This is a genomic window from Thermobaculum sp. T2p (genome assembly GCF_059335935.1).
Genome location: NZ_JANZYQ010000019.1, coordinates 82,678 through 97,093, shown reverse-complemented (window position 1 = coordinate 97,093; position 14,416 = coordinate 82,678). Strand labels below are relative to the sequence as shown.

The 14,416-nt window shown below is 49.1% G+C and carries 12 protein-coding genes and 1 tRNA gene; 7 read left to right on the top strand and 6 right to left on the bottom strand.

Features of this window, described 5'->3' with window-relative positions:
- The first annotated feature begins 21 nt into the window (after nt 1-21).
- The 3 genes from N2245_RS09600 (at nt 22) to N2245_RS09590 (ending at nt 1,412) form a co-directional block, all read left to right on the top strand.
- Nucleotides 22-903, top strand: a complete 882-nt coding sequence (locus N2245_RS09600) for a class I SAM-dependent methyltransferase (RefSeq protein WP_494536536.1) — start codon at nt 22-24, stop codon at nt 901-903.
- Between the two features lie 94 nt (nt 904-997).
- Nucleotides 998-1,282: a hypothetical protein gene (locus N2245_RS09595; protein ID WP_494536516.1), complete on the top strand. Its 285-nt coding sequence runs from the start codon at nt 998-1,000 to the stop codon at nt 1,280-1,282.
- Between the two features lie 54 nt (nt 1,283-1,336).
- A tRNA-Trp gene (locus tag N2245_RS09590) sits at nt 1,337-1,412 on the top strand.
- A 411-nt stretch (nt 1,413-1,823) separates the two neighbouring features.
- On the opposite strand, the gene N2245_RS09585 is transcribed toward N2245_RS09590, so the two are convergent.
- Together N2245_RS09585 and N2245_RS09580 are read right to left on the bottom strand one after the other, a co-directional pair.
- On the bottom strand, nt 1,824-3,341 hold the full coding sequence (locus tag N2245_RS09585) for a glycoside hydrolase family 3 protein (protein WP_494536535.1): 1,518 nt from the start codon (nt 3,339-3,341) through the stop codon (nt 1,824-1,826).
- A 39-nt stretch (nt 3,342-3,380) separates the two neighbouring features.
- Entirely contained in the window at nt 3,381-3,677 is a 297-nt protein-coding gene (locus N2245_RS09580; RefSeq protein WP_494536515.1) for a hypothetical protein, read from the bottom strand.
- Nucleotides 3,678-3,863: 186 nt separating this feature from the next.
- Between N2245_RS09580 and N2245_RS09575 the strand changes: the two genes are divergently transcribed.
- The 3 genes from N2245_RS09575 to N2245_RS09565 are packed head-to-tail and all read left to right on the top strand — an operon-like array spanning nt 3,864 to nt 6,452.
- The gene (locus N2245_RS09575) at nt 3,864-4,958 is read left to right on the top strand and encodes a Gfo/Idh/MocA family protein (RefSeq protein WP_494536514.1); all 1,095 of its coding nucleotides are present in this window, start codon (nt 3,864-3,866) and stop codon (nt 4,956-4,958) included.
- Nucleotides 4,951-5,583 carry an AAA family ATPase gene (locus N2245_RS09570; RefSeq protein WP_494536513.1) on the top strand — a complete coding sequence of 211 codons (633 nt, stop codon included), beginning with the start codon at nt 4,951-4,953 and terminating at the stop codon, nt 5,581-5,583. Before N2245_RS09575 ends, N2245_RS09570 begins: the two co-directional genes overlap by 8 nt.
- Nucleotides 5,580-6,452, top strand: a complete 873-nt coding sequence (locus tag N2245_RS09565) for a glycosyltransferase family 2 protein (RefSeq protein ID WP_494536512.1) — start codon at nt 5,580-5,582, stop codon at nt 6,450-6,452. The genes N2245_RS09570 and N2245_RS09565 overlap by 4 nt, the downstream gene beginning before the upstream one ends.
- 77 nt (nt 6,453-6,529) lie before the next feature.
- On the opposite strand, the gene N2245_RS09560 is transcribed toward N2245_RS09565, so the two are convergent.
- Nucleotides 6,530-9,625 (bottom strand): GNAT family N-acetyltransferase, encoded by a 3,096-nt coding sequence (locus N2245_RS09560; protein WP_494536511.1) that lies wholly within the window; start codon nt 9,623-9,625, stop codon nt 6,530-6,532.
- 160 nt (nt 9,626-9,785) lie between these two features.
- Between N2245_RS09560 and selD the strand changes: the two genes are divergently transcribed.
- Nucleotides 9,786-10,850, top strand: a complete 1,065-nt coding sequence (gene selD, locus N2245_RS09555; protein ID WP_494536510.1) for a selenide, water dikinase SelD — start codon at nt 9,786-9,788, stop codon at nt 10,848-10,850.
- Here selD and N2245_RS09550 read toward each other — a convergent pair.
- From N2245_RS09550 to abc-f, 3 genes are all read right to left on the bottom strand, one after another.
- Nucleotides 10,826-11,845: an SDR family NAD(P)-dependent oxidoreductase gene (locus N2245_RS09550; protein WP_494536509.1), complete on the bottom strand. Its 1,020-nt coding sequence runs from the start codon at nt 11,843-11,845 to the stop codon at nt 10,826-10,828. The two genes, selD and N2245_RS09550, sit on opposite strands and share 25 nt — an antisense overlap.
- A gap of 73 nt (nt 11,846-11,918) precedes the next feature.
- Nucleotides 11,919-12,698 (bottom strand): SDR family oxidoreductase, encoded by a 780-nt coding sequence (locus N2245_RS09545; protein ID WP_494536508.1) that lies wholly within the window; start codon nt 12,696-12,698, stop codon nt 11,919-11,921.
- Entirely contained in the window at nt 12,691-14,349 is a 1,659-nt protein-coding gene (abc-f, locus tag N2245_RS09540) for a ribosomal protection-like ABC-F family protein (protein WP_494536507.1), read from the bottom strand. Before abc-f ends, N2245_RS09545 begins: the two co-directional genes overlap by 8 nt.
- Nucleotides 14,350-14,416 lie beyond the last annotated feature (67 nt).

Below are 14,416 nucleotides of genomic sequence, written 5' to 3'. Positions count from 1 at the left end.
GAAATAGTAGAATATGAAGTGATGTCATCAGTTGTGGCCCATGATACTTTGTGGCTTTCTGTAGACGAAGCTAGAAAGCTGCTTGAGGCACGTCAGTCAGGTGTCAATGATATTGAGTCCTCTTTTGATCTCGGCCTCACTAAGATAAAGGTGCTCTTGGATTCGGAAGGAGTTAAGCTACCCGATGGCCGTAGGCTATCGTGGTCTGTGATTGAGGAGATAGCTGGTCATTTTCGCACCGGCAGGCTTTCAAACAAGTGCTTCGTCCTCCGTGGAGAGGAAGTAGTCCCAATACAAAGCTATTCAGGTTACACCAACCGATTCTATAGCCTGCTAGCCACAGATGGTGCGCCAACCCTGGTAGCTGGCGGTTTCCCCATGCACAGAATCAAGGGTACAGATCCTCTTAAGGATACTGCTGAGAAGGTCAGGGCTATAGCTCCAGTAACTGGCAAAGTCCTGGACACTGCTATGGGGCTGGGTTACACGGCCATCATGGTCTCGAAAACTGCGGATGAGGTCGTAACTGTGGAGATAGATCCAGAGGTGGTGGAGATAGCCAAGCTTAACCCTTGGTCCAGGGAGCTGTTCGATAACCCCAAAATCAAGGTAATAGTAGGTGACAGCTTCGAGGTGATTCGCGATTTCCCGGAACAGTACTTTGATAGAGTGATCCATGATCCTCCTATAGTAAGCCTTGCCGGAGACCTCTATTCCCTGGACTTTTACAAGCAGTTATATAGAGTGCTCAGACCTAGGGGGCGATTGTTCCATTACATAGGTAATCCCGAACACAAGATGGGGCACCGGGTGACCAGAGGAGTGATAATCAGGTTACAGGAGGCAGGCTTCAAGAAAGTGGTGCCCCGGCCTCAAGCTTTCGGTGTCGTGGCTTATAAGTAGTTGGGGCGAGTCTGCCAGCTTTCTTTAGCCTGCTAATTTTGCTAACCTGTAGTAACTGTAGGTAAAGTATTGAAGCGTGTACAGGGAAAGGCAGATGAGCTACGGATACGAGTCCACGAATCTGAGTGATACAGCTCGGGAGATCAAGCAATACATATATGATTCAACTATTTATGAGAAGAGCCCAGAGCCCCTGAAGGGTGATGCATCCTGGTGGGCCGATCAGACTGGCATCCCTGAAGAGGAGATAACCCCAGCTCTCGAAGAACTGGTTGCCAGCAATACACTGATCAAACAGGAAGACGACAGTAATTCTATTTATATATATGTGCCTATGACTGTTGTGAGCCCTGAGCTACATGGCCCAACGCAAGAGTAGTATTTGGTTTGACATGCTAGCTACTGGCTCCATATAATTTCATCTGAGATTTATAGGGGTATAGCTCAACTGGTAGAGCACCGGTCTCCAAAACCGGCGGTTGGGGGTTCGAGTCCCTCTGCCCCTGCCAGCTTCCCACCCCCCCTGACAGCTACACCTCCTCACGTTGCTGTCAAACCTGTTGTCAGCAGCCAGGAGTCCGTTGCCAGAGGGAAAGCTAGCAGAAGTGGTACAATCCTCTTGCCAGCAGCCTACCCCTGCTGGTGACGGCCCTGCATCTACCTGACAGCTCAGGGCCTTTCTGCTTGGTATTTCCACCGCCAAGCTCGGCGTGATAGCCTCATGATAACCCCCACATAGTACGCACTGGGCATCATGGGAGCACATTTGGACTAGTGCCTATCTTGTACCAACTTGAGCTGCCCTTAACAGTAATCCGGCATGAGTGCGTTACATAAACTGTGAATCCAGATATAGCGGGAATAGCTCACTATAAGCCCTCTACGTATCGCAGTGCTTTAGCATCTGATCCTAGATTGTACTAGTACCCTAGGCCGTATCCAAATGGGTAAAGGGTCTCTTGTGGGTTGTTTGCTCTTGGTATGCGTACTGGTAGCTTACCTACTGGAGAAGCTTTCCCAAACATTACCCTCACAGCTGCTCGCAGAGAGACGGGATTATAGCTATAGGTTGCTACATAGGTCTTAGCGCTCGTAACGTAAGCTATGTCATATGGGAGCTCGACTGAAAGTACTATTACTGGTCTACCTGTCTGTATCAGTCCCTTCACGAGCTCTCTTTGTGACTCATCCCATTGAAGGTTTCTGGTCAACACGACTACTAGGCTCTGCTGCCTAGCCAGGTAAAGCGCATGATTACGCACGTTGAGAGATGGGTGGTCCCCTGTAGAGTACCTTGTGACTCTTACGCCATAGCTGGACATCTTGAGGGCTACCTCTCTTGTCGCCTCATTTCCCCAACCTGTTACTAAGACTGTTCGACCAGAATTGGGTTTTAGTGGGAGCACGCCCGAATTGCGGATAACAGTGATGGTGTGGTTAGAGATGTCAGCGGCACTAAGGATATGCCAGTGAGTCTTAACATGGCTGCTTAATGAGTTCGTATCAACGTAGGGATTTGTTGACAACCCCAGCCGCGCCTTAAGTTCGAGAATACGTAGCACCGAAGCGTTTATGCGGGAAACGCTTATCTCTCCTCTTTCCACAGCATTGACTACAGAGTTTATCGCTAGGTTTAGATCTGGAGGCATAAGTAGCAGATCTGCTCCAGCCTTGATGGCTTCCACTGGCACTCTGCTATCTGGAAACATCTGCCGGACTCCCGCCATCTCTAGAGAATCTGTCATTATCACGCCTTTGTATCCGAGCTGCTGGCGAAGCAAACCCGTCAAGATTGGTTTGGAGAGAGTTGCTGGTCTGCCCGATGAATCAAGCGCCGGGACAACTATATGCGCGGTCATTATGACGTCAACTCCTGAGTCAATGGCAGCCCTGAACGGAGGCAGATCTATATCCTCTATCTGCCTCCTAGTATGCTTTATGACTGGGAGTCCCGTATGGCTATCGACATTTGTATCGCCATGTCCTGGAAAATGTTTGGTTGTTGCGGCCACGCCAACGCTTTGGTATCCTCTCACCTGCGCAGCTGTTAGTCTGGCTACTAACCATGATCTGTCCCCAAAGGATCTCACACCTATCACTGGGTTGAACGGATTGATATTTACGTCAGCATCTGGAGCCAAGTTCTGATTGATCCCTAGAGCTCTGAGCTCCTTGCCAACTATGTAAGCGGCTCTAAATGCATATGTTTTTGCCCTTGCAGCTCCCAATGCCATGCTCCCAGGGGATTGAACTATTTGAGACGGTAGCCTGGATATTACACCGCCCTCCTGATCTGTAGATATAAGTGCTGGAACTGGTACTCTTTGGCTCATGGAGCTTCTTTGTATGTCGTTCGACAACCTCGCTATCTGTTGAGCACCTTTGATATTCCCAGCCCATGTGAAGTATATGATGCTGCCCACGTGATATCTCTCGATTAGCTGAGAATAGTTGCAGCGTCCTGCAAGCCGCGCAGTTCACCCGCCCACGTGATATCTCTCGATTAGCTGAGAGGCGTTGTCTACTCCATATAGCTTTCTGTTGGCGTTTACGGCCCAAGGATCCTTATCGTAAGCACTGTCACCATATACATACACGACAAACATCTGCCCTATCTTCTCTCTAAGGGTCATTCTGGCCAGAGTGGCCTCCGCCCAGTCCGAGGACGCATAAGTTATAGAAACTCCCTGGTGGATCACATCTTGGCAAGCTGATATTCCTATCAGCATAAGGATAAAAGTCACTACCAGTAATCTTTTGAGTGTGGTTATCATCTCGTCATCTACGCTTCTTAGAGTATCTGCTGCTTGAGAGCTCTTAGCTTTTTACATAAATATTGCTCTCTTCTGATAAGGGAAACAGCTCAAGCAACTAAAAGGTTACGATTGCCTTCAACAGTTTGGGGAGTTTTGTACTAGACTAGTAGAGCAGAAGAAAAAGAAGGAGGAGAGTCCCGTTAGATGGATCAGCCTATCAGAGTTGGGGTGGTTGGTTTAGGTTTTGCTGGTAACGTACATACGATGGCCTATAAAAAGATCCCTGGCGTGGAGGTGGTTGCCCTTGCAGGACTTGAGGAAGACCGCCTGCAGCTCATGGGAAAGGAGTACTCTATTCCTAACCTCTATTCTAGATGGGAGGATCTGGTTGCCAGAGATGACCTGGATGCTATCAGTGTGTGTACGCCCAACTACCTACACGCACCTGTAGCTATAGCTGCCCTTGAGAGCGGTAAGCATGTCTTGTGCGAGAAGCCTTTGGCTCGCAACACCGAAGAGGCTCAGTCAATGGTGGATGCTGCATTGCGCAATAGAAGAGTGCTGCAGACAGCATTCAATCATCGCCAGCGCGGCGACATCATGATCCTCAAGCAGTATATCGACAGTGGAACGTTAGGCAAGATTTACTATGCCAAAGGTTATTGGATGCGTCGTCAGGGTATTCCTGGTCTCGGATCATGGTTCACCAGTAAGGAGCTATCTGGTGGTGGGCCACTCATTGACCTCGGAGTGCATGTGTTGGACCAGCTGATGTTCCTTTTAGGTGAACCAGGAATCACTACCGTTAGCGCCTCGACATATGCGGAGTTTGGCCCCAGAGGTAGAGGCGTACGTAGGAGCGGTCTACAGAAGATGTTTGTTGGTGCTGATTTTGATGTGGAGGATCTGGCCACAGCGTTTATGCGGACAGAGGATGGGGCTACGGTTTGCCTTGAGGCCAGTTGGGCTGTGCAGGCAGATTATGACGATGATTTTGGCCTTGATTTATATGGCACAGAAGGTGGAGCACAGATGCGGGTGAAGCGTTATGGTTGGCAGGATACTTTGCGCATATTCACCGATCATGGGGATGTTCCAGTTACTATAGCGCCCCAGACCTGGCAGGGTACAGGGCACCAAGCTGTTGTAGAGAACTTTATAGATGCCATACGTAGTGGTAATTGGTCTGCTCACGCTGGTCATGAGGGATTGAGGCGTGTTCAGATCGTGGAGGCATGCTATAGATCAGCGCTTGAGGGCAGAGAGATAAGCTTACAAAGCATTAGGCAAAATGTTTAACGTTTGTCCATATTGCGGGCTCTACTCAGTAGAGAAGGTCGTAGACGAATCTAGATCTACGGCCTTCTGTCCCTATTGTGGTGAGGGCTACCAGTTCGTCATGAGGCCGCTGTATGTGATAACCGGAGCCAGTGGTACTGGTAAGAGCACCATATGTTTGCAGCTGGCCAAGGCGCTTTCTGGTCGTTACATAGTGCTTGAGACTGATATTCTTTGGGGAGAGGTACGGGCAAAACCGGAAGATAATTATGCTTCATATACCAATGTCTGGCTAAGACTAGCTAAGAATATACACCAAAGCGGTATCGGTGTTGTGCTCTGTGGATCCTTGTTCCCTCCTACGGTGGAATCCTGCCCGGAGCGGAGGTATTTCTCTAGGGTCAACTACCTTGCCTTAACGTGCAAGAATGACATCTTGCGGAGTAGGCTCCTGAGTAGGCCTGATTGGAGAGGCTCCTCGGATGAGGCTTTCATAAACAGAATGCTGGAGCTCAACGGATGGTTCCTATGTGAGGCGGGTATCGGCAATCCACAAATTACCTTGTTGGACACTTCATGCATGAACGTACAACAGGCGACTACCAGAGTCGTAGATTGGGTCCTAGCTTCTGAGGTCTGGCCATGATAAGCGTGGATGTACTTATTCCCACCATGAATAGACTTGAGTCGCTGATCATGACCCTTAGCGGAGTGGCTTTACAAAGCAGGACTGATTTAGGTGTGATAGTAGCTGATCAGAGCGACGAGCCTGCCACTTGCTCCGAAGTCGTTAGGTCCCTTTGCAAGTTAATAGAAGCTAGAGGCAACAGGGTGTGTTGGTATCATCGTAAAGAGCGTTGCGGAATTGCAGAGCAGAGGGATTTTCTCCTAAGGTCTTCGAGTGCCGATGCCGTCTTGTATCTTGACGACGATGTCATCATGGAACCTTGGGTTGTAGAGAAGATGGCGGACGTGCTTGAAGAACAGGATTGCGCGTTTGTGGGAGCCTTCCCAACCCAGCCTACGTATATCGATGATGTAAGGCCACACCAACAGCATATAGAGTACTGGGCTGGTAGAGTGCGACCAGAGATAGTGAATCCTGGTGATCCCGAGTGGCATCGCGCCACTCTTCATACTGCAGCTAACCTCTTTCATGTGGCTCAGGGCTTAGGTCTACCTCCTGGCGATGTTCGCCTGTACAAAGTAAGTTGGATAGGCGCCTGTGTCATGTATAACAGGAGGAGACTTCTGGAAATAGGAGGGTTTTCTTTCTGGCGCAGGCTGCCTCGTAAGCTAGTAGGTGAGGATGCGCTGGTACAGAACATTCTCATGAGGCTTTGGGGTGGGTGCGGGATTGTGCCATCGGGTACTTATTTTGCTGAGGTGCCTAGTAATTTTCCTGATCAATATCGCTCTCGTGACCATCATGCTCTAATGCTTCTGCCTGAGCTGATCAAGAAATATGCGCCCCATACCCCGATGCCAAAACCGGATGCATGGAAGTACTGGTAGAGTATCTGAGGTTCATTACTAGTAGCTGACTGAGCAGGTGTGAGACCAAAGAGCTACATTTGGTCTCACACCTGGGTCTACTTTATGTCAGATAGAGAGGTGTATAAGAGCATATCGTGACTACTCTCAGCAAGTACCAGGTAATGCCATAGGCTTATTTCCTGACCACCTGATAGTTTTAGCTTATGATCTGCTGTTAGCTTCGATTCCTGATTACCTCCTGAGTATCCGGTTATTACGCCTTCATTTCCGGTTACTAGCCCTAGCACTTTACCGTCGCTGTACTGTACTCCCATGGCCCTAGTGTCGCTCATGTCTGGCATGTCTTGTAGCCCAGGGATAACCACAGGCTCCTTATATAATCTGAGAAGAGCAGGGAAATCCGGTTCGATAGCAGGATTGACCTGTAAGGAATAACTTATGTTCCTCTCCGGACCCGTGTTCCTTAGTACTGTATTAACGAACAGTATATTACTGTCGTGCGTAGTCAAGTAGCTGACCTCGAATCTCAAACCTAGAAGGCTATCGTGTTCAACAGTAGTCGTAAGCTTTATCCCGTGAAGTGGGATCTGGGAGTCCAGGTGAGTATGATATTCGTCTACTACGAACTTGAGTCCTGCCAGCCTCCCCAGTTGGCTAGGATGATAGCCTCCTTGTTCCCATAGTACTGGATAAACACCTCCGTACACCGGATAGGCCCATTTTCTTGGTTTGGGCTCGGGGAAGTTGTGATAAAGCCATTGCTTGCCATTGGCTTCTAGACTGTAGATAGCGCCAAGGATTCGGGGCCACACGGAAAATGTTATCCAGTTGTTATCTATAACCCAGACTTCTTCGGCCTTCTCTTGGGTTTGCGTGATTCTGACTTCGCCTGTATTGCCAAGTACTATAGTGGGAGATTTTACCTTGCCTGTGTATACAGGAGACTCTACAAGGGCTTCTATCTCTCCCGCGCCTCTGGGCTTAGTAGATGTTACGGTTATACTGGCTGATGTGGCTTTGATGCTACTAACGCCTTGAAGAGTGGCCTCAGCCGGCAAGGCTTCAAAGCCATCACTGCCCTTGAGGCTTATTTTCGCCTGTACCTCACGTGGGTTGAACGACCTGAAGGTTAGCTCCGCTCTACCTTTCTGGTTGTAGACCCTTATAGGTTTGGGGCTAATTCTTGGCCCTACGTAAGGTTCTTCATCCGTGGACTCTATATCCTTGTTGTTGCGGTATAGCCACTCTTTCCTTATGTCTTGCCACCCGCCAGTGTTGAGAATCAGATCTATCTCTCCTGTGCTCATAGCCTGTCCTGCCTTGAGCTGGTGTTCCGGCCACTTGAGAGAGAAGTCGGACCACTCTGGACATCTAGCTTCGTAGTTCTCATCCCACAGCAGACCAATAGTCCACTCGCCCGCCTCTATGGCTGCCCACCTGCAGTCGGGATTCATCTGGTAATGAGGTTGCCATTCGGGTAGGTAGACCTCTTTCAACCTTACACTGCGAACTCCCTCAGGAGTTTCAAAGTAGAGATGCCTAAGAGTATTGCCTGTTTGTGGCGATATAGAGGTCATCAGCCCGACTTGCTGCTTCTCATCGTTGTTCAGTACCTTGTAACTTATTTTGAGGCGACCATCAGCATAGAACCTGTATAGCCTCTCTATAACCGCCTTAGGCTTTGATCTGAGTACGATAGTGGACCTTGCTATTATGCTTTGTCCCTCAAACGATACATCCCTTTCGGACTTATGCTCAATTGATGCTTCAGGCCAATATGGCGGGCCAGGACTGATGGAAACATCTATTATCTTGCTACCCGTTCTCCTGTCTGCGACAGAGAGCTCATAACCCTGCAGATTCAGAGAGAGTTCAAGCCTATCTGTATATATGCGTAGAGTGTTATCCCTCTCATGGTAGTAGATGTTGCCGGGCGTCACAGCCACTAGCTCGAAGTTTTCTTCCCTATGATCTCCGTCTTGTGTCCGACACTTTACGATCAGTTTGTGTGAGCCGCTACGATCTGCTTGCAGATCAATTGGAATATGAGCCCATTCTCCAGCGTCAAGTGCGATGGAGTCTACCTGCAATTGGGCTTTCAAGCCTGCTGTGGTATCTACGTTGATCTGCAAGTTTGCACGTTCTGGAGAGAGATTCCCTATAGAAAGCAGGGCTCTTTTAATCCTTTGTGGTTCCAGTAGCACATTGCTCAAATGTATGTCGATCTTGGGCTTTACTTTGATATAGCCTTCGAGCTCGACCTTATGCTCTCCAATGGCTACTTCCAACCTCAATGAGCTGTTTCCACCCTTGTCCTCGGAAGCCTTTACCTCTATCGGTACGTTTTTCTTCTCAGCAGGTGCAAGGACCAGCGGGTGAAGCCCCTGAGCTTCCACGCTACCCTTGCCACTGGCCACCACGGCTACTTGTAGGAGATCTTGTGTTCTGTTCTCAGCGACCAACATAGCCTTCTGACTCTCGCCAGTGGTCATGTTGAACCTTGGAATCTCCAATGACAGGTACAGCTTTGGAGTGTCCAGGGTAACGAGTTTGTTGGTCTTCTGGTCGAATATGGCAGTTAGGTTGCCCAGTGGAGACTCCCAGCGATAGGTATAGATAAGTGTGCCGTTGCCATGTCTTTCCTCGTCTACCCCCAAATGGAGTGCTCTTTTCATATGGTCGTACCAGTCAATCTGGTCGAAGTACCACTTGGTCAGCGGATGCGATAGCAGCAGCGGGAGGAAGTTCCTTAGCTCTCCAAATCCGGATGGCTCTGGTCCCCAGAAGAAACCAGTCTTTTTGTACAAAGGCACGGCGCGAGTATTGCCAGGCCATGTGTGTAAGGTTACAGTCTCATAGCCAAGCTCCACACAACGTTGGATGGCGCGCTTAAGAAGCTCTCTGCCCACGCCTCTACCGTGATAGCTAGGATCGCTGTTGAGGAGCCCTATATACCCGGATTTTTCCTCCTGTGGCACCTCCAATAAGTTAATGAAACCTACTACCTTGCCATCTGCCCATGCCAGATAAGTGCTGTTTATCCTCTCCTCCTGACTCATGCGCCTGAGCGCGTCTTCAGGAACGGTTTGACCAAAAAAGAAGCCTCCGGGCCATGCCGGGTCAGAGGCTTTGAACAACCTTACTATCTCTGGAATATCGGATTCCCTGAATTCCCGTATCTCAAAATCCATTATCTTTACCCCTAGAAGTAAGTCCCCAAGCCTTCAAGTATAGCATCCAGCCTTAGATTACAACTCGCCCACTCCATCCCCATCGCAGTATATAATTACTTGAAGTATCTACAGGTTCAGCCAACTTTTACTTCACGGCAGCCTGTTTGATGTTAGGATCATGAGTGATAGGGAAAGAATCAGGCTTACATCTTTAGCTTCATGTGCTGGTTGAGCGGCCAAGTTAGGTCCTGGTGACCTGGCGCAGGTTCTGCAGCCATTTACCAGTCGCAATACTTCTAATCTGCTGGTGGGCCTGGATGTGGCAGATGATGCTGCGGTCTATAAACTAGATGAGGAACAGGCTCTGGTGCAGACTGTTGACTTCTTTCCTCCGATAGTTGACGATCCATATACATTTGGTGCTATAGCCGCCGCTAACTCGCTCAGCGATATTTATGCTATGGGTGGAAGACCTATTCTTGCTTTGAACGTAGCTGGCTGGCCGGGTAATTTGCCTCTTGACATGCTAGCGCAGATGTTTAAAGGAGGAATCGACAAGGTTGAAGAGGCAGGCGCCGTGATAGGTGGTGGTCACACAGTTATGGATCAGGAACCTAAGTACGGACTATGTGTGACCGGAATCATACACCCAGAGAAAATAACTACTAAGGGAGCTGTGAGACCCGGCGATCTACTGATACTTACAAAGCCTCTGGGCACCGGAGTGATCACTACAGCCCTGAAGAATGATAAGGTTAGGGATGTAGACATACAAGCTGCGGTGGATAGCATGCTAAGGCTAAATAAGGTGGCGTCTGAGCTAGCGGTCGAGCTAGGTATAAGAGCTATGACGGATATTACTGGCTATGGTTTGCTTGGTCATGCATTCGAGATGTCGGAAGCCAGTAATGTCTGTCTCAATATAGAGCTGTCTAAGCTTCCTGTCCTGCCTGGTGCGTTGGATTATATCAGGCAGGGTATATATCCAGGGGGTCTGAATCGCAATAGAAGCTACCTTACTGGTGAGCAGGATGGCAGGAAGAGGATAAGTTACGATAGCAGTGTTGTTGTGGACGAGGACCTCATCAAGCTCGCTATGGACCCTCAGACATCTGGTGGTTTGCTCATCGCTGTGCCACAAGAGCAGGTAGATGAGTTTACTGCTCGGGCTGAGCAGAGAGACCAGCCGGTATGGATTATAGGGTTAGCCAGCGAGGGCTACGGCGTACGTTTGCTCCCCTGAGCTGTGTTCTGAGCCAAGGAGCTAATTATCCTGGCGATGGGAGATTTCCCCATCATCTTTAGTATCTCTTCGCCTTTGATCTTTTCCTTTGAGTTTGGATCTTCTGGTATAAGCCTGTTGATGACTCCGAGCATATCTGTTGTTATGCCTGGTATAAGTCCATGAATCCTTACTATCAGATGCGCTGGCCAGGAAAGTATCTTCTCGCTGGTAGCTCGTCTTGTAGCCTCCACGATCTGTTGAGCTGCGACTTCTGCATCCATCGACACTACCGGCATTGAAGCTCCAAGCGAGAACCATGTGAACTCGGCTTTGTGCTTACCCTTGAATTGTGCTCCCAAGTGTGAGCCGGTTCTCATGAGTCCCGGTACGACTGTGATCACGTACACCCCATGCCTCTTCATCTCTGCTCTGAGACCCTCGGAAAAACCCACCGCTGCAAACTTGGCAGCGGTATAAGGCAGCAGGCGGGGGACACTTACTTTACCTCCTACGGATGTGATATTGACTATTCTGCCTGCTCTACGCTGAATCATCTGCGGCAGCACGGCCATGGTAGTGTAGAACATGCCCCAGTACATTACGTCCATAGCCTGCTGGAAGTCTTCTAGGGTCATGGTCTGCACAGGGCCAACCACCATTATGCCTGCATTGTTAACTAGTATGTCTACTCTTCCAAAGTGCCTGGTCACCTTATCGACCATAGCATTTACCTGGTCGCGATCAGAGATATCACACTTGACGGCTATTATCTCTGCCCCTTCACCCTCGAGCTGATTTCTAGCCTTCTCAAGCTCCTCTTCGTTTCGGGCGCATATTGCCACTCTACAACCCTCACGAGCGAACGCTTTGGCTATCAGGAAGCCGAGTCCTCTTGAGCTTCCTGTTACAAGCACCACCTGTCCTCTCAGGTCTAACTCCCTTCTGCGTCTTATAGCAGTGCCTGCCACAACCCCGAGCATGGATGCTGCTAATAGCATGTTCTTCCGTTTCATTACGTTTGCTCCATTAGAAAATCTGCGCTTGAAGTCAGCAATTGATGTACCAAGTATTATGGACGTGCGGTGCCTAACGTAGGAATCCACCTTCGGAATGGATCACTTGCCCAGTGATCCACCTGGCCTCATCAGATGCCAGGAACGCTACCAGCCTTGCAGCATCCTCAGGTAGCCCGATCCTGCCCATTGGGAACCTCAGTAATAGTTCACACTTGAGTTCTTCGCTCATCCATCCAGTATCCGTTGGCCCTGGATTTACAGCGTTTACAGTTATTCCTAGAGGGGCAACGTCCGGAGCAAGAGACCGGGTAAAGGCTTCTATTGCTCCCTTAGTGGCGATATAAGCTAGTTCCTTAGGCATCGCTCCAAGTGATTGTCCTGAGGTCATATTTATGATTCGACCTCCCTCGCCCAGAGTGAATCGCCTTGCAAACTCCACAGATAGAAGTATAGCTGCGCGCATATTGACTGCATAATGTGCATCGAGAAGTTCAGCGGTTAGCTGTTCATAGCCGTCATTTATAGAGTAGGCGGCGTTGTTGACAAGGATAGAAGGGGGGCCTAGCTCTTGCTCAACCTGGTCTAGTACCTTTTGAGGGGTGTCAGGATTAGATAAGTCTGCCTGTATGCTGAGAACCCTAACGCCACAGGACTCCAGCTCTACCTTCAGAAGCTCAGGCCCTTCTTCATCTCCTCCCCAGGGCATGTTGCGATCATAAGCGTTCCAATGAGTAAAGGCAACGTCAGCCCCACGTCTGGCCAGCTCGCGACAGATCGCCGCCCCTATACCTGTCCTTCTGGTAGCTCCCGTCACTATGGCTATCCTGCCTGCAAGGTTTCGCTCAGCCATGGAGCACCTCCTCGTATTCCTCAAGACTGTTGTAGGTTATTAATTTACCATCACACATGACCTCGAGTCTGTTTACCCCTACTTCTTTGAGGAAGTATCTATCATGAGATACCAGCAATAGTGGGCCCGTGTAGGAAGATAGAGCCTCCTCCAGGGATTCGATAGCTGGCATGTCTATGTGACTGGTAGGTTCGTCGAGTACCAGGAAGTTTGCTCCTGATGCTGTTATGAGAGCTAGAGCCAGTTTGATTCGCTGCCCGTAGCTTAGATGACTTGCTGGTTTAATAGCTTCGTCCCCTTGAAACAGGAACTTGTGCAGGTAATTACGTGCATCCACCTCGTGCATGTTCACGTGGGAACGAAAGAGGTCAATAACCCTCTTATCACCTGATACCTCTAGAAGGTCTTGTGATATATAGCCTATTCTTACTCCTTGTCCTATGGTTATGTGTCCCTTGTATGGCACTAGCCCCAGTATGCTTCTTAGGAGCGTGCTCTTCCCGGATCCGTTTGGACCCATTATTGCGACGCGATCTTTACCTCTGAGGTGAAGCGACAAATTGTCGATCACTCTTTTGCCATCGAATTCTACTGTCAGTCCTTGTATATCCAGGATTGTCCTGTTATCATCAATAGCCTCTTTTCCAAGATCTCTCAGGTCTAAGCCCCATTCTCTTGGGGGCCTATCCACTTTGTTTTCTTCTAGGTACCTCTCAAGTCTTCGTTCTCGAGCCTTTGCTTTAGCGGCTACCTTCTTGGCCAAGCGACGTGCAGTATCGTTGTTGGTTTTACTTTCGGTGCTCTTTGCTTGTTCCTTTGTTCTCCGGATGTCCTGCTGTATACGCTCGGCCTCTGCTTTGAAGTCCTGATATCTCTCCAGAGTCTTAGCTTTCTCCAGAGCAGATAGCCGAGCATAGGTGGTATAGTTCCCAGGCCATGTCCTTATGCTGCAGGTTCTCTTGTCTAATTCGAGGATGCTCTCTACCGTTTTATCTAGGAATCGGCGATCATGAGATACTACGATATAAGACTTTGGGCTCTTAGACAGGAACTCCTCCAACCACAACAACGAGCTAAGGTCCAGATAGTTAGTGGGCTCGTCGAGCAATAGGATGTTTGCATCTGAGAGTATTATCTTGGCTATAGATAGCTTGGTTTTGTTTCCCCCTGAAAGGTGACTTACGGGTGTATCAAGCTCTCCATCAAAGCGCAATCCTTTCAATACTGCATCTACCTTGGCTTCAAGTTCATATCCACCAAGCAAATCGAACATCTCCCTGAGTTTAGTGTATTGATCCAGCAGACCCTCCATCGATTCATCATCGGTGTAAGAGAGCTTTATTTCTAGCTCGGATATCTGCTCTTCAATGGTATATAACCCCCCTAGCGCCTTATCTATGGATTCTTTCACTGTAAGTTCTATGTCGCTTTCTGGGTATTGTGGCGAGTAGGCAACTCTGCTATTAGGATCTATCCAAATGCTGCCCGTATCAGGGACCTCTAGCCCTGCGATCAGCTTCAACAAGGTAGACTTTCCTGACCCATTAGCTCCCAGCAAGCCTATATGCTCATCTGAACTAACCACGAAAGATATATCCTGTAGCACTACATGCCCATCGTAAGATTTGCTTACATTACTGACCTTCAACATAGTCCGTCTCCGTTAGGGATTTTCTTGGCTGCTTGAAGCAAAAAATAATAGCCACAAGAGATCCCTC